The organism is Nocardia sp. NPDC005998 (genome assembly GCF_040614395.1).
Classification (GTDB): Bacteria; Actinomycetota; Actinomycetes; order Mycobacteriales; family Mycobacteriaceae; genus Nocardia.
Genome location: NZ_JBEXUI010000008.1, coordinates 201,896 through 217,896, shown reverse-complemented (window position 1 = coordinate 217,896; position 16,001 = coordinate 201,896). Strand labels below are relative to the sequence as shown.

14 protein-coding genes are annotated in these 16,001 nt (G+C 64.7%); 6 read left to right on the top strand and 8 right to left on the bottom strand.

Annotation, left to right across the window (positions count from 1 at the left end; translation table 11 throughout):
* Positions 1–21 precede the first annotated feature (21 nt).
* Complete coding sequence (locus tag ABZ293_RS14800; protein ID WP_355180739.1) at positions 22–3,087, top strand: tetratricopeptide repeat protein; 3,066 nt, start codon at positions 22–24, stop codon at positions 3,085–3,087.
* Between the two features lie 42 nt (positions 3,088–3,129).
* Here ABZ293_RS14800 and ABZ293_RS14795 read toward each other — a convergent pair whose 3' ends face one another.
* The 4 genes from ABZ293_RS14795 to ABZ293_RS14780 all read right to left on the bottom strand — a co-directional run bounded on the left by ABZ293_RS14795 (position 3,130) and on the right by ABZ293_RS14780 (position 5,678).
* Positions 3,130–3,831, bottom strand: coding sequence for a YoaK family protein (locus tag ABZ293_RS14795; RefSeq protein ID WP_355180737.1), 702 nt, complete (start codon positions 3,829–3,831; stop codon positions 3,130–3,132).
* 42 nt (positions 3,832–3,873) lie between these two features.
* Positions 3,874–4,059 carry a 4-oxalocrotonate tautomerase DmpI gene (dmpI, locus tag ABZ293_RS14790; RefSeq protein WP_354950967.1) on the bottom strand — a complete coding sequence of 62 codons (186 nt, stop codon included), beginning with the start codon at positions 4,057–4,059 and terminating at the stop codon, positions 3,874–3,876.
* 150 nt (positions 4,060–4,209) lie between these two features.
* The gene (locus tag ABZ293_RS14785; RefSeq protein ID WP_355180735.1) at positions 4,210–5,115 is read right to left on the bottom strand and encodes a LysR substrate-binding domain-containing protein; all 906 of its coding nucleotides are present in this window, start codon (positions 5,113–5,115) and stop codon (positions 4,210–4,212) included.
* A gap of 176 nt (positions 5,116–5,291) precedes the next feature.
* Positions 5,292–5,678: a hypothetical protein gene (locus ABZ293_RS14780; protein WP_355180733.1), complete on the bottom strand. Its 387-nt coding sequence runs from the start codon at positions 5,676–5,678 to the stop codon at positions 5,292–5,294.
* Between the two features lie 358 nt (positions 5,679–6,036).
* Here ABZ293_RS14780 and ABZ293_RS14775 point away from each other — a divergent pair, with 358 nt between their 5' ends.
* The gene (locus ABZ293_RS14775) at positions 6,037–7,002 is read left to right on the top strand and encodes a DUF1152 domain-containing protein (RefSeq protein WP_355180731.1); all 966 of its coding nucleotides are present in this window, start codon (positions 6,037–6,039) and stop codon (positions 7,000–7,002) included.
* Between the two features lie 80 nt (positions 7,003–7,082).
* Entirely contained in the window at positions 7,083–7,424 is a 342-nt protein-coding gene (locus ABZ293_RS14770; protein WP_355180795.1) for an amidase family protein, read from the top strand.
* Positions 7,425–7,449: 25 nt separating this feature from the next.
* Here ABZ293_RS14770 and ABZ293_RS14765 read toward each other — a convergent pair whose 3' ends face one another.
* Positions 7,450–7,944, bottom strand: coding sequence for a TIGR03618 family F420-dependent PPOX class oxidoreductase (locus ABZ293_RS14765; protein ID WP_355180729.1), 495 nt, complete (start codon positions 7,942–7,944; stop codon positions 7,450–7,452).
* An 84-nt stretch (positions 7,945–8,028) separates the two neighbouring features.
* Here ABZ293_RS14765 and ABZ293_RS14760 point away from each other — a divergent pair, with 84 nt between their 5' ends.
* Complete coding sequence (locus ABZ293_RS14760; RefSeq protein WP_355180727.1) at positions 8,029–8,493, top strand: helix-turn-helix domain-containing protein; 465 nt, start codon at positions 8,029–8,031, stop codon at positions 8,491–8,493.
* A gap of 380 nt (positions 8,494–8,873) precedes the next feature.
* Here ABZ293_RS14760 and ABZ293_RS14755 read toward each other — a convergent pair whose 3' ends face one another.
* Positions 8,874–9,575: a hypothetical protein gene (locus ABZ293_RS14755; RefSeq protein WP_355180726.1), complete on the bottom strand. Its 702-nt coding sequence runs from the start codon at positions 9,573–9,575 to the stop codon at positions 8,874–8,876.
* A gap of 387 nt (positions 9,576–9,962) precedes the next feature.
* Positions 9,963–11,501, bottom strand: a complete 1,539-nt coding sequence (locus ABZ293_RS14750) for an NAD(P)/FAD-dependent oxidoreductase (RefSeq protein WP_355180724.1) — start codon at positions 11,499–11,501, stop codon at positions 9,963–9,965.
* A 162-nt stretch (positions 11,502–11,663) separates the two neighbouring features.
* On the opposite strand from ABZ293_RS14750, the gene ABZ293_RS14745 reads away from it, so the two are divergent.
* Positions 11,664–13,220 carry an amino acid permease gene (locus ABZ293_RS14745; RefSeq protein WP_355180722.1) on the top strand — a complete coding sequence of 519 codons (1,557 nt, stop codon included), beginning with the start codon at positions 11,664–11,666 and terminating at the stop codon, positions 13,218–13,220.
* On the opposite strand, the gene ABZ293_RS14740 is transcribed toward ABZ293_RS14745, so the two are convergent.
* Positions 13,217–13,804, bottom strand: coding sequence for a TetR/AcrR family transcriptional regulator (locus ABZ293_RS14740; RefSeq protein WP_355180720.1), 588 nt, complete (start codon positions 13,802–13,804; stop codon positions 13,217–13,219). The genes ABZ293_RS14745 and ABZ293_RS14740 overlap by 4 nt on opposite strands.
* Before the next feature lie 124 nt (positions 13,805–13,928).
* Here ABZ293_RS14740 and ABZ293_RS14735 point away from each other — a divergent pair, with 124 nt between their 5' ends.
* Positions 13,929–15,977, top strand: coding sequence for an alkyl sulfatase dimerization domain-containing protein (locus tag ABZ293_RS14735; protein ID WP_355180718.1), 2,049 nt, complete (start codon positions 13,929–13,931; stop codon positions 15,975–15,977).
* The last annotated feature ends 24 nt before the right edge of the window (positions 15,978–16,001 follow it).

The following is a 16,001-nucleotide window of genomic DNA, read 5'->3' as shown; positions in this document are numbered from 1 at the left end:
GGCTCGGCTATGTTTTCGTCTATGGGTGGCAGGCTGGCGCTGGTCGTGGGGTCCGAGTGCGCCGCGCTGCCCCGACTCGGCTTTCCGGGCGAGCTGGCCACCGAACTCTATGCGAATCTCAGCGCCGCGGGCGGCTGGCAACCTGCCACCACGCAGCAGGGGCCGGTACTGGATCCGACTGCAGACGAGTTGACCGAGGCAGTGAACGATGCCTTCGCCGCCGCTTCGGAGCAGCGGGCGACCCTGTTGTTCGGCTTCGTCGGGCACGGCGTGGCAACCGCCGGTGAGGACTTCTTCCTGCTCGCGCACGACTCACCGCCGGTATTCCCCAACTCGCGCACCGCATTCCACCTGACGCAGGGCATTCGAGAACTACTCAACGCATCCACGCTCGACGGTCTGATCGTGCTCATCGATGCCTGCGAGAGCGGGGAGGGTGTGCAGGGTGCGGCCCGCCGCTGGACCGACATGCTCACCCGCTCATCCGGACGGATGGAACTCCTCGTCGCCTCCGGCGAAGGCCCCGCCTACGCGGGCTGCTTCACCCGGACCATGGTCGACACCTTTACCGGCGGCCTGCCGCTGCGCGGTGAGAACCTGCTGCCATCCGATCTGGTCGAGCCCATCGGCAACACCTGCAAACGCCAACATCCGCAACATCTTTCGTTCACCTCCGGCACCTTGTCGACCATCGCGGGCGGCGATCCCGGACTCTGGCTGGTGCCCAATGCCGCTCGACGGCGCGATGCCGTAACCGGCCGTCCCGCAGCAGGGTTCGTCGATCAGCTCACCCGTCGACTGTTGCTCACCGATGTCATTCGTGAACGTCTCGTCGAGATCGTCGAAACCGGTGGCCATCGTCTGCGCGCTATCGTCGGCCCGGCAGGATCCGGGAAGTCCACGCTGCTGGCCATGCTCATTCGACCGAGTCTGGTCGAGGGGCTGGCGATCGCACCCGAATATGTCACCGCGGCAGTATTTCTCACGGTCGGCAGCTCGCTCGAGTCGGTGACCGGCGAACTGTCCGCGCAGCTGTCGCACCGGGTTCCCGGATTTCGCGATGCCGCCGATGTCGTCGTCGAATCCGACGCCGCCGAACTCGACCTGTTCGATATCGAGGTCCAGCGGCCGCTGGCCCGGCTCCGGGCACCCGGTCGCCGGATCACCATCGTCTTCGACGGCATGGACCAGCTCGAGCCCGGAACCCGGGAACACCTCGTCCGGCATGTCGCCGAGCTGACCCGCGTCGACGAATTCACCCATGTGCGTGTGATTCTCGGCGTGCGTGCGGGTACGGGCGTCGCGGAGTTGCCGGAGCTCGCGCATCTGCACCGGATCGAACTGCTACCGCCGAGTGCCGAGGACATCTCAGCCATGGTGCTCGAATCCGCTCGGCACCAGCTCGAACCGGCCGATCCGCGATTGTGGGTGCGCTGGATCGATGCTTTGCTCGTGCAAACCCCTACCAGCTTTTCTATGGAAGCACCGAACATCGGTCATTCGCGTGCCGTCACAGGCGGGTGGCTGCTGGCCCGACTGCTCATCGAGGTCAACTCCAGCATTACCGATGCGGACATTGCCGCCGGCATCGGGCTCGAAACCGTTGTGCTGCACCGAGTTCGCGGCACACTGCACGCCACCGATCCCGATACCGCCGAGGTTCTCGGGGCCTTGCTCGCCATTCTGGTCGCGGCCGGGGAGGGTCCAGTGCTGCCGATGGAGTTGCTCGAATCCGCTCTGGCACAGTTCGCCGTCTCCGGATTGCATACGGCCCTGATCCGTGACCTCGTCGTCGAACTGGGCGTGCTGGTCACTCGCAGCCGGGCCGGTACCGCGCGGGAATCTCTTGGAATTCAGCACGCTGCGTTGCTTCCGACGCTAGCGGCCGAGGCCGAGCGGCTCGACTGGGAGAGCACCCAGGCACACGGCGCGATTGCGGCGGCGATCGGGATCGCGATCGAATCGGCGGTCACGAGCGGAACCCAGATCTCTGAGCAGGCAGTCGAATACATCCGCGGCTCGGGTGCCCGGCACTACCTCGGCTACGGCGATGCCGAGTCGGCCAAAGAGTTGCTCCTCGGCATGGAAACAGTGCGGCCTGCGAGCAATCGCGATATGTATGCCGTGTGGCTGCCATCGTTTGTCGAGGCGTGCGGTCACGACGACCCCGTCACGCTGACCGTCCGGCACCAGCTCGCCTATTGGCGTGGTCAAAGCGGCGATATGCGAGGAGCCGTCGCGGAACTCGACGCGGTGCTGACCGACCATTTGCGCGTGCTCGGTCCCGATGATCCTCGTACCATGACCACTCGCCACAACCTCACCAACGTGCGCGGCCTGTACGACGTCGCCGAGGCGGCGCACGACCCGAGGAGCCTGCTCGGTCTCGACGACACCGCCGCGCGCGCCGTCGCGCGCGCCATCGCCGAACTGGAGCAGCTACTCACCGATCAAGTCCGCATCCTCGGCGCCGACCACTCGGATACCCTCAACACCCGCTATAGCCTCGCCTACTGGTCCAGCGAAAGCGACGAACCGGCCGCAGCCGCAGCCGAATACGAACGGATTCTGCACGATCAGACTTCCGTGCTGGGCCCGGACCACCCCGACACCCTGAACACCCGCCATAGCATCGCCTACTTGCACGGCGAAAACGGTGATATTCCGCGAGCAATCTCCGAACTCGAGCACCTCCTGGCCGACCATTTACGCGTCATCGGCCCCGACGACCCCAGCACCCTGCAGACCCGCCACAGCATCGCATACTGGCTCGGCAAGTCCGGCGACCTCGACCGTGCCATTGCCGAATTCGAGCAGGTAGCCATCGACCGTGAGCGCATTCTGGGGCCCGACCACGTCGATACGCTCACCACCCGAAGCAATATCGCGGCCAATCGCGGTGGCCAGGACATGCAGCGGGCCCTCACCGAGAACGAGCAACTACTCGCCGACCAAGAGCGCATTCTCGGTTCGGATCATCCGGACACCCGCACTACCAGGGACCGGGTCCTATTCCTGCAACAGCAAATCCGATTCCGGCGTAAGCAACTCGGACCGGATTCGCCCGAATCGAAGCCGAGCCACTGATTCAGCCTGCCGTCGCCGAGCTCCGGCATCGACGCGGCGTGACTATTCGTCCGACGTCGATATGGCCGGTAGCGCGCCCTCGAGCCACCAGTGGGTATAGGCGAGACCGGCCGCGGCTGCGATCAACGCGGCGGGAATGACGAAACCCCAATGGGCACTTACCGAATAGAGTGCCACTGCGACGGCGGCGCCGAGTACCACGGCGGCGATACGGGCGACGGCGAGCGGTTCGATGCGGCGGGCGGCGACAAGATCGCTGACGAGACCGGTGAAGGTGCTGGTCATGTAGGTCGTGGGCGATCGGCGATCAATAATAAGGACAGCGGCCGACTGGACACCCATCGCCAGCGCGGCCGCACCGAGCAGCAGCAGGCGAACGACACCGACCGCACCGGCGAATACGGCAACCGCGGCTAGCACGACCATCAATGCCGCCTCGCCCGCCAGACAGTGACGCAGACGTGCGATGCGCAGCGGCCCCGCAGGCATGGCGCGACACCAGCGCGCCGCCGCCGCGACACCGACGAAATAGCTGACGAGAACCACCAGCGGCGGTGTCAACTCGATGCCGGATATACCGAGGGCCGCACCGAGCAGCACCAGATTGCCGGTCAACACGCTGGCGAACACGTTGCCCAGCTCGGTGAATACCAACCCATCCGTCGCACCCGCTCCGGCCGACAGCAAGACCAGCACCGTCGGCCCGACCGGCAACCGCCACGGACGTTCATGCTTCATCTGCATAACCGCGACGGTATCGGCCGGGCATCGGCGTCCCTCGGTCGGCTATTTCTTATCGGCGGTCAACTGCCCGGCCGCACCCCAGCTGTCGGCGGGCGTCTCGTGGATCCAGACCTGCACAGTCTCGGCGGGAATCCGGTAGGCGTCGACGAAGGCATCGGTGATCCGGCGGACCAGATCCCGCTTGAGTTCGACGGTGCGCGGGCCCTGCTGCACGGTGACAATGGGCATGACTGACTCTCCTCACTGAAAAGGGTTGGGACAGACCACATCCGGGCTTTCCACTGTGGGTTCCCGCCCGGTTCGGCGGCCTGTCATCAGTTCACCCGATCGAAGATCATCGACCAAGGGTCAGTTCGTTCGCACAGCGATAACGAGTCCTTATTGTTCGAGGTACCGCGCGCTTTCCGCCGGTAGGAGCGTCCGAAGTAGCTCCGAACCGGGGGCATCGGTTCCCGCACGCAGGGCCACGGCGATCGGCAGGCTCATGCCACCGTCCGCGAACGGCCGGAAGACCACCCGGGGGTTGTGCACCTGGTCGGCGTTGGCGGCGTAGATCACTGTCCACATGGCCGCGGCGGTGCCGATCGCGGCCAAATTGTCCTGCAGGGTGGTCGCGGTCGGCGCCGGCACCGGCTCGAAACCCGCACGCTGACAAGACATCAGCACCAGATCCACCAGCGCTGGATGATTGCGCCGCTCGGTCATCCGCAGTGGCACCGACGCCAAATCGGCCAATCGCACCGTCTCCTGCGCCGCCAGCGGGTGCCGGGCGGGCAGAGCCGCGACGAGCTGGTCGTCCCACGCGTGCAGATACTCCAGGTCGGCGGTGTCCTCGATGGCGGGCGCGCGCACGAAGGCGGCATCGAGTCGACCGTCGGCCACCTGCGCCAATCGCTCACGCACCGGCAGGGTGACCAACTCGATCCGCACCTGCGGAAGGCGCTCGGCAAAGGCATCCAGGATGGTGTCCAGCCGCGCACCCAGCCCGGTCACCGTGCCCAGCCGGAATACCTCCGCCCGCGCACCGGCCAGATCGGCCACCGATGCCCGAGCCTGATCGGCCGCGCTCAGCACACTCCTCGCCGCGGGCAGAAACCGCACCCCAGCCTCCGTCAGCCGCACCCGCCGCGGTGACCGATCCAGCAACTGGACCTTCAACTCCCGCTCCAGCCGCCGCACCTGCTGACTCACCGCAGGCTGGGCAATATGCAGCCGCTCAGCCGCCCGCCCGAAATGCAATTCCTCAGCCACAGTGACGAAATACCGCAACTGCCGCAACTCCACAGCGCGAACTCCTCAACTACCGGTTGGCCCCCCACAAAACCAACCCCACGAACTCCCTTGCCAACAAACCCAATTCACCCGCGCAAATACCCCGTTGGACAGTCGATCACCATGCGCTGATGCAGGTAAACGTCGAGAGCAACCTGCATCAGCGCATTCTCGCGACTAGGGCTGGGTTAGCTGGGGTAGATGTAGTGTTTGGGGGGGAAGTGGCCGGTTCCGCTGGAGCCGGCGTAGGGGACGTCGAGGGGGGCGGTGGTGAGTTTGTGGGGGTTGCCGTTGGGGTCGGCTTGCCAGCAATCCTGTTGTACGCCATGGAAGCTGGTGCAGACGATGCGGGTGTTGGTGCCGTAGGGGGAGGTCAGGCGGTTTCGGTCGGAGAGGGGGTTCCAGTAGTCGGGGTCGGATTGGACCGCGAAATTCTTGGTCTCATATACCTCGAATGCGCCGCCGTCCGAGGGCCAGTCATCGGCGGCGGCGGTGCCAGCGCCGATCAGCATTGCGGCACCGGCCATTGCGGAGAGTAGGGCGATCCGCGGAACACGCTTGGTTTCGAAGTTCATCGCTATCCTCTTCTGCTTCCAGAGTTTCTGGAACAGCCTGAGCATGCTAGCCCGGTCGGAGTCCAACCGGTGATCAGTGGGCATCGTGGCCAGTCGGTCGACCGCCATTTCCTCGACCATTCCCTGGATTCCCGCGAACTCTCGGCTGGCCAATCAGCAGAGCGGGCACCCCGCGTACGGGGTGCCCGCTCTGCAGCATGGTGCCAGGTGGCTATCCGGGCGCCGCAAACCAGCCTAACGCCGAACTCCCAACCGCCCCTTGACATAGGGAGAGCCATGAACGTGCGACATTCGGCGCAACGGCGGGCGGGGATAAAGACTTCTGGCGCCATGTTGTCGCCGTGGCCATGATGGCGAGGTGAGTTCGTATCACTTGGCCGAGCCGCCGCTGTTCACTCGCCTGCGCGACGCCTCGCACGTGCTGATCGCCGGGGCGGGCGGTGGATTCGATGTGTACGGTGGTCTGCCGCTCGCCGTGGCACTGGAAGGGCTCGGCAAAAAGGTGTATCTGGCGAACCTGTCGTTCAGCGACCTGCGCCGGACCCCGCTTGAAGACTGGCTGGTGCCGGGAGTCGCCGCCGTCAATCCCGAAACCGTCGGCAATGATGATTACTTCCCCGAACGCAGCCTGGCGCGATGGCTGGCAATCACTGGTCGCGAGCCGGTCGTGTACGCGTTCCCCAAATCCGGTGTCCGGCCCTTACGCGCGGCCTATACCGCACTTGTCGAGCAACTCGACGTGGACGCCCTCGTATTGGTGGATGGTGGCACAGACATCCTGTTGCGCGGCGACGAGGCCGGCCTGGGCACCCCGCAAGAGGACATGACCAGCCTCGCGGCCGTGGCGGGGCTGGACAACATCGCCTGCCTGGTGGTGTCGGTCGGTTTCGGCGTCGACGCTTATCACGGTGTCTGTCACGCACATGTGCTGGAGAATCTCGCGGCGCTGCAACGGCAGAACGCGTTCCTCGGAGCTCTCTCCATACCGCTGGACAGCCCGGAAGGCGCGGCCTATCTCGCGGCAGTCGTCCACTCATTGGCCGAAACACCTTTGCGCCCAAGCATTGTCCACTCCCAGATCGCCAGCGCGTTGCGCGGGGAATTCGGCGATGTCCAAGCCACCGACCGCACCCGCGGCACGGAGCTGTTCGTGAACCCGCTCATGGCGATGTACTTGGCCGTCGATCTCCCGGCACTGGCGCGCACGGTCGAATACCTGCCGCTCCTCGAGCCGACCGATCACGCCTACCAGGTGGCGCAGGTAATCGAAGCCCACCTGACGTCGCGGTCCGGGCCCCGCCCTTCCAGACTCATTCCACACTGACCGGGTCGATGACGGCAAAGCCCGGCCGGGTCGCCCTTCCCACCGGACACGTCCGGTAATCGGCGTGTCCGGACGTTCAGCTGCCGTCGCCAGGATCGGTCCTGACCGACGAGGCGATTGCCTGTATCGAGAGCGACGACAAGGCGACCAACGCGATCTGTGTGCCGGACTTCGACCGTGCGCGGGTGGCCGCGCACGATGCCGACGAGGCGCGTGCCCGCGGCGAGGACCGGCCATTGCTCGGCATTCCGGTGACGGTCAAGGAGTCCTACAATGTCGCCGGGCTGCCCACGACCTGGGGTGTGCCGGGCCTCGAGACCGATGTTCCGGCCGAGGACGCGCTTGCGGTATCACGAGTGACGGCCGCGGGCGCGGTGGTGCTCGGCAAGATCAATGTGCCGTTCATGCTGGGAGATCTGTAGCCCTATAGCGGATCTCTGATTACGTTCATCCGTGCAGTTCGGCAGCGAGAGTGTCGCCGTAAAGCCTGGTGACTTGGAGCCGTATGACCAGTCGGTTGTCTTCGACCATGTTCTGGAGGAAGATCGGGGCATCGTCGCGGTTGTCGAATTCGGGGAACATGGCGAGCATTTCGCGGCCGGTGGCGTCCCCGGGGACGGTGCTGACGGGAGAGATCTGCGCCGTGCCCTCGGCTACCGCGAAGGTGAGATGATCCATGCTGCTCACGTAGAGCGTGGCATGTGGATCGCGGGTGAGCTGGCGGACTTTCACACGATCGGCTGTCGAGCCGATCGAAATCACGCGTGTGGCTGGATTCCATTGGTAGGCAACGGTCGACAGGTGCGGATATCCGTCGCGTTTGATGGTTGCCAGCGCTCCCATCCGATGATCAGTGAGAAAACTGTCCAACCGTTGCGTACTCAGTCGAGTCGGGGACGCTCCTCGGCCCGGTTCGTACGTCGATTCCTGGATGTTGGTCATGGAGACCCTCCGCTGTAATGGTGCACTATTTTCTACTGAGTGCATGATCTGTCACGGGCAGGTCGGGTGGAAGGAGGCACTTTTATGTTCCAGGGGCACAACGATGTTCCTGTGCAGGTGGATATGGTCGCCGCCGAAGGTGACTCGCCGGACTCCTCGCTCGACCAGGCGTGTTCCGTTCTGAAAGTCCTCAATCGAGTCAGCGGCAAATGGGCTATCGGTATCTTGCTGCTGATTACCCAGCGACCGATGCGCTTCACCGAACTCGAGCGCGAAATCGACGGTGTCAGTAGGCGAATGCTCACACTCACTCTGCGCAACCTCGAACGCGAGGGCCTGCTGAGCCGGACGGTCTATCCGACGATCCCTCCGAAGACCGAATACGAAGCGACATCGATGGCCCGAGAGCTTTATCAGACTCTGTTGGCGTTGACAGATTGGGCCGACAGACACGGAGATGCGATCGCCGCCGCACACGAAACCCATGACGAGCAGTCCACTGTCGCTCCTTCGAGGGGTGCGGATGCAGCTCCGAAAATGAGTAGGTGAGTGCGAGTCGCCCGCGGGACGCTTCGCACTTGCGCTGAGGAGATGCCAGTGGTCGGCGCGCAAGACCTCGAGCGCGATGCCTACGAGCGCACCCATCGACATCTGACCGCGGCTATCGGCGCCCCATCCGGCGCCCGCCCACCGGAGCGGGGGCCGGCCAGCCGCACCGCACCATCTACGACGCCGGCCTCCAGACAGAGCTGCCCGGCAGTGGATCACCTGCTGTCGGTGATCTCACGACTGGCAACGTGGCGGTCCGACAACGGGGCGGCAAGCTACAGCCCCCGGTGCCGAGTGAGCTATTCTCACAGCACCGGGGGCTGTTCTGCGGTCAGGTCCACACGGTTCGTAGAACCGCTTGTCGGAGCCTCGAATTCAGATCATTTACCCTGGAATGGGGCATTGATCGTGGTGAAGTACTGGACTGCGGCGGCAATAGCGACCGGAGCGGTGACGAACAGCTGTCCGGCAATGGTGCCGAGTGCGCCGATGGCGACGATGCCGCCGATGCAGCCGATGGCCGCGGCCGGGATGAACGCACCGAACAGACCGACGATGGCCGCCGAGGCAACGGTCGCACCGGCGATACCGCCGAGGACGCAGCCGATGGCGCCGCCGCCGAGACCGCCGACCAGGGTGCCGATGGTGGCGCCCATGGCGATGGTGTCCTTCATGCGGTTGAAGGCGGCCTGCTCACGGTCGTATTCGGACTTCCAGGGAGCCTTGTCCTCAAAGGGCAGCGCGACCGGCTTGTAGGCCGCGTGTGCCATATCGAACTGCGGGGTCAGCGTCGCAGTGCGATCCTGGATGTCCGCGGCGATCGGAAAGACGAAGTCGTCCACCCGGAAGGACAATTCGGTGCCCGCAAGGGTGGTGCCGTCAGCGGCCTTGATCTTGAAAACACCGTTCTCGTCAACGAGCGAACCGGCCTCGGTCTTGATGATGGTCGAGGTCGGGGTGGCGGTGGCCGAGTAGTTCACGGCACCGCTGTCGGACTCGGGTGCGGCATAAGCGGTTCCGGCCGTGGCACCGAGCGCCGCGATCAGCAGCGCCGAGGTCGCGGCGAATTTCCTCATCAACATACTTTTGTTCCTCATAAGGTGGACATCGGGAAGCGAGCCCAGCAAAACCGCTGTACGAGAACTGAACGTGACTCAATCGTTAACGTTTGCTCATTAATTGCCATTGGCTTATTCGAGCATCAATCCTGATGTGATCGGCATTACATCGGAGACCGGCTCGAGGGATGCGAGCCGCCGCCGAGTAGTGGGCATCAGACGCGGGAATTCCGAACGGCGCAACCGGGATCCATCATGGACAAACACGAATCCTCCAGCGAAAACAGCCACAGAACATCCGATTCCAGACGCCCAAAATGAGGAAGTTATGCAGAATCAGCATCATTGAACTGTTCCGTGGGACTGCGCACACAGTGGACGCAGACAGCACACTCCCCCGGGCCGACGTAGTCAGCGCGTTTCGAGGACCGCCATGGCTGCGTTGTGACCGGGGATACCGCTGACTCCGCCGCCGCGTACCGCGCCGGCACCGCAGAGGAAGACATTCGGCACATCGGTCGCCACGCCCCAGCGAGCCGCAGGGGTATCGGCTTCGTCGGTGCGGTACGGGAAGGCCAGGTCTCGGTGGAAGATGTGGCCGCCGGGCAGGCCGACCTCGCGCTCCAGGTCGAGTGGCGATTTCGCTTCGATACAGGGTGCGCCGTACTCGTCCGCGGCGAGGCAGTCGACGAGAGGTTCGGCGAGTACCGCATCCAGTTGGGCGAGTGCGGCTTTCACCGCCATTACCTTCGCCGCTTCCGGGTCTGACTCGAAAAGCCTTGCCGGAGTGTGCAATCCGAACAGTGTGAGGGTATGCATGCGGGAGTCGGGCGCGAGGATCGAGGGATCGGTCAGCGTGTGACAGTAGATCTCCGACGGCGGGGCGGACGGGATCCGTCCGGCGGCGGCCTCGCGATAGGCCTGTTCCAGTTGCGAATACGATTCGGCGATATGGAATGTTCCCGCGAAAGCCTCGCGCGGATCGGTCGCGATGTCGCGCAGCCGGGGTAGCCGCCGCAACACCATATTCACCTTCAGTTGCGCGCCTTCGGGTTTCGGCTCCGCCGGGACGCCGAGCAACCGCGTGAGCTCGTGTGGTGCCGCGTTGACCAGCACATGCCGTGCGCCGACCGCGCCGTCCCGATAGCGCACTTCCGCGGTGACCTCGTCGGATTCGACCTCGGTCACCTCGCTGCCGGTGATCAGCTCGGCCCCGGCCGCGCGGGCCGCGTCGGCGAGTGCGTCGGTGAGCGCGCCCATACCGCCGATCGGCACATCCCAGTCGCCGGTGCCACCGCCGATCACGTGGTAGAGGAAGCAGCGGTTCTGCCGCAGGCTCGGGTCGTGCGCATGGGTGAAGGTCCCAATGAGCGCATCGGTGAGCACCACACCGCGCACGGTGTCATCGGTGAAGGTCGACTCGACCGTCTCCCCAAGCGGCCGCTCGAATAGTGCCGCCCAGGTGGTGGCATCGTCGACCACCCGCTCGAGCGACGACCGCGACGGCAATGGCTGGGTCAGCGTCGGGAACACCCGTTGCGCGAGCCGACCGGTCGCGCCGTAGAACCGCTGCCATGCCCGGAAATCACGATCGGATCCGGTGAGCCGCACAAAACTGTCCCTGGTCCGAGCCTCGGATGCGGTGTCGACCAATAACCCGCCGTCCCCGACCGGCGTATACGACGAGATCCGCCTGCGTCGCGTCGCGAATCGCAAACCCAACTCCTCGACGATCTGGCGCGGCAGCAGGCTCACCAGATACGAATACCGCGACAATCGCGCATCGACCCCCGGGAACACCCGCTCCGAGACCGCGGCCCCACCGGTGTGCTCCTGCCGCTCCAGCACCAGCACCGATCGCCCGGCCCGCGCCAGATACGCGGCGGCCACCAACCCGTTATGGCCACCGCCGACCACCACCACGTCATAGGAGGAGCGCATCGGTTTCATCTGTCCTGCCTATCACGGATTCCGGGGATTGCGGTGGCGGCGGACGATTGCGGGGAAATTACGGCCGGGTTTCCATATTTCCCTGCGATTGACCAGCGCTCACTTCACACTTAGTTTCTGGCAAACGCTGTATGAGGGCGGCGTTTTCACCCGGGAGCGATCATGACCGAAGCCAACGCACCATCCGACGACGAACGTCGCCTCGCCGAACTCGGCTACAAACAAGAACTGGCCAGGTCCTGGTCCGGATTCTCCAACTTCGCCATCAGTTTCACCATCGTCTCGATCCTGACCGGCGGTTTGGCCAGCTATGGCATCGGTCTGGCCAACGGCGGTCCGATCACCATGGCATGGGGCTGGCCGCTGGTCTCGGTGATGGTGTTGTTCGTCGGGCTGGCAATGGCCGAATTGGCCTCGGCCTACCCGACTTCCGGCGGTCTGTACTGGTGGGCGTCGGAGTTGGGCGGTCCGGTCTGGGGCTGGTTCACCGGGTGGTTCAACCTCATCGGCCAGATCGCGGTGACCGCCGCCATCGATTACGGTGCGGCGATCTTCACCACCGCGGTGCTGAACGTCATCGGCATCGACATCGGAACCGACCGCACCGCAATCTTTCTCGTCTTCACCGTGATCCTGATCCTGCACGCCGTGCTCAACGCGATCGGCCCGCACCTGTCCGCGGTGATCAACAATATCTCGGCCTGGTGGCATGTCGGCGGCGTGGCGATCTTCGTCATCGTGCTCGGTTTCGGCGCGAGCCACCATCAGAGCGTCGGGTTCGTCTTCACCGAGACCGTCGACAACAGCGCGGTTGGCTTCGGTGGCGTGGCGTTCAGCTTCCTGCTCGGATTGCTGCACGCGCAATACACTTTCACCGGATATGACGCCTCGGCGCATATGTCGGAGGAGACCCACGACGCCGCGCGCACGGCGGCCAAGGGCATCATCAATACCATCATCGTCTCCGCCGTTGCCGGATATCTGCTCATCATGGCGGTCACCTTCGCCATTCCGAATCTCGACGATGCGTTGGATCCGAACAAGAACAGCGGCTATCCGGTGATCTATATCCTGGAGAACTCGCTGAATTCGTTCTGGTCGGGTCTGCTGCTGATCATCGCCGCGATCGCGCAGCTGTTCTGCGGTTATGCCTCGGTCACCTCGGCCTCGCGCATGCTGTTCGCGTTCTCCCGCGACGGCGCGGTACCGGGATCGGCCTACTGGTCGCGACTTTCGGCCCGCAAGGTACCGGTGCACGCCGTGCTGTTCATCTCGTTCTTCTCGTTCGTGCTGTTGATTCCCTCGATGCTGGTGCCCGCGGTGAATGCGCCGACCGCCTACGCCGCGGCCACCTCGGTCGCCACCATCGGCCTCTATATCGCCTATGGCATCCCGATTCTGCTGCGCCAGTTGCACGGCAGCCGATTCCATACCGGCCCTTGGCAACTCGGTCCCTGGTATCGACCGGTTGGTGTGATCGCCCTGGTCTGGATCGTATTGATCAGTGTGCTGTTCATACTGCCGACCGATGACCGCGGCTACCCGTGGAACAGCGAATTCACCTGGAACACTGTCAATTACGCACCGATCACCCTGGTCGGGGTGGTCGGCGCGATCGGTATCTGGTGGGCGGTATCGGCCAAGCACTGGTTCACCGGACCCAAGCGCACGGTCGAGGCTCCGCCCGAACCGGAGGCCGAGGCCACTGCCAACGCCTAACCCAGCAGCGCGAACAAGGTCCGGCGGATAGCCGCGGACGCCTCGGCCTGCGAGCGGCCTCGGCGTTCGACGAGGTGGTGCCGGGTCGGCCAACCGACGGCGGCGTCGACGAGATCGAGCAGTTCCTCGTCGATGCCGCCGTCGACGGTCAGTTCCGCTGCGAACGTACGGGCCAGCGCATCGCGAATCCGCCGGTCGGTCAACCGCATTCGCTCGTCCACTCCGGGCACGGTATGCGATTCGAGCAGCCCGAGCAGCCGGGGATTGCGCTGCAGTGCGAAGATCGCCGCGCTCTGGCGCACCACCGCGTCGATGCGCTCGGCCAGTGGCAGTCGCGGATCCGGCGTCGCGATCAATGCCTCGACCCGTTCCGATTGCACCTCGACGACCGCTACCCGCAGGTCATCGCGTCCGGGAAAGTGCACGAAGATGCTGCGCTCGGAGACCCCGGCCCTGGCCGCTATGCGCCTACCGGTCGGATCGAGTTCGCCGTCCTGAATCGCCGCGAGCAGCGCGGCGATAATCGCGGCGCGCGTCTGTTCCGGATTGCGTCTGCGTCGGGCGCCCGCAGTGCTCTCATTCATATCCGCATCCGATCACAGCGACCCCATGAGCACATCCGCTGGTATGGCATCTACCGTAACCACTATTGCAGTCACGCTGCAATAGTGGTTACGGTGGGCTCGCCGAGGACGGACAGGAGAGACGATGGTCGAGCACCAGGACAACGACGACAACCGGACACCACGGGTGTCGCGCCGCGGAGTATTCGGGGTCGGAGCGGCGGCACTCGCGGTGGCTGGTGTCGGCGTCGGTCTCACCGCGTGCGGCGACTCCGATGAGGTGAACCCCGCCACCGCACCCACCGATCCGAGCGATCACATCGCCGATGCCAATAAGCGGGTCGCCACAACGCTGCCCTTCTCCGACACCACCGATTTCGCGGACGCCGACCGCGGCTGGATCGCCTCGCTCGAGCCCGGCGCGGTCAAGGACGCCAGCGGAAAGGTGGTGTGGGACACCGACTCCTACGCCTTCCTGCGTGAACCCTGTCCACTGTCGGTGAATCCGAGCTTGTGGCGGCAATCCCAGCTGACGGTCAAGCAGGGCCTGTACGAAATTGCACCGGGCTGCTACCAGATCCGTGGTCTCGACCTGTCGAATATGACGCTGATCGAAGGCAATACCGGCGTAGTGGTCATCGATCCGCTGATCTCGACCCAGACCGCGGCCGCCGGACTCGCGCTCTACCGCGCCCATCGCGGCAATCGCCCGGTCACCGGTCTCATCTACTCGCATTCGCATGTCGATCACTTCGGCGGCGCGCTCGGCGTCACCACCCGGGAGGACGTCGCGGCGGGGCGCTGTCCGGTGCTCGCGCCGTCCGGCTTCCTCGAACACGCGGTTGCCGAGAATATTTACGCGGGCACCGCGATGTCCCGACGTGCGGCCTATATGTACGGCGCGGCCCTCCCCCGCGGCCCCAAGGGGCAGGTCGGTGCGGGCCTGGGCCAAACCACCTCGACCGGCACCACGACACTGATCGACCCGACCCTCGATATCACGCACTCCGGCCAGGAGGAGGTCGTCGACGGTGTGCGCATGGTGTTCCAGCTGACGCCGGGCACCGAGGCGCCGTCGGAGATGAACTTCTATTTTCCGGACCGCCGCATGCTGTGCATGGCCGAGAACGCCACCCACACGCTGCACAATATCGTCACGCTGCGCGGCGCGCTGGTGCGCGACCCGCATGTGTGGTCGCGCTACCTCACCGAGTCGATCAACCTGTACGGCCGCAATGCCGATCTGGTCTTCTCCTCGCACCACTGGCCGGTCTGGGGCACCGACCGGATCGTGGAATTCCTTGCGGTACAACGGGATCTGTACGCCTACCTCAATGATCAGACGCTGCGCCTGTTGAACCAGGGCTATGTCGGCAGCGAGATCGCCGAAATGCTGCAGCTGCCGCCCGGGATCACGAAGGAGTGGTCGACCCATGGCTATTACGGGTCGGTCAGCCATAACGTCAAGGCCATCTACCAGCGCTATATGGGCTGGTTCGACGGCAATCCGGCACATCTGTGGGAACATCCGCCGGTCGAATCGGCCAAGCGGCACGTCGATGCCATGGGCGGTGCGAAGGAGGTGCTGAAGAAGGCGCAAAAGGCTTATGACGCCGGCGATTACCGGTGGGCCACGCAACTGGTCAACTACGTGATCTTCGCCGATCCGGATAACACCACGGCAAAACACCTGCAGGCCAGCGTCTTCGAACAACTCGCGTACGGCGCGGAAAACGCCACCTGGCGCAACTTCTACCTCAGCGGCGCCCACGAACTGCGCAATGGACCGTTCGGCACCCCCACAAAGGCCAACGCACAGGGCATGCTGGCGGCACTGACCATCGACCAGGCCTTCGATGCCATCTCACTGTTCGTCAACGGCCCCAAGGCCTGGGACGTCAAGGCCACCACCGACTGGCGCTTCACCGATGCCGAAAACCGCACGCAGCGCGTCGAATTGCGCAATGGCGTGCTGATCCACTACGCCCGAACCCCCGACGACGGTCTGCCCGCCCCCGACGCCACCCTCACGCTGACCCGCGCCACATTCGCCAACGCCATGCTCGCGGGCGGCAGTGTCGCCGACGCGATCATCAAGGGCCAGATCAAGGTCGACGGCAATATCGCCGCCCTGCAGAAACTCAACGGCCTCTTCGACCGCCCCGATCCGAACTTCGCGATCGTCACGCCATAGAGGGTTCCTAATCGCCGAAAATCC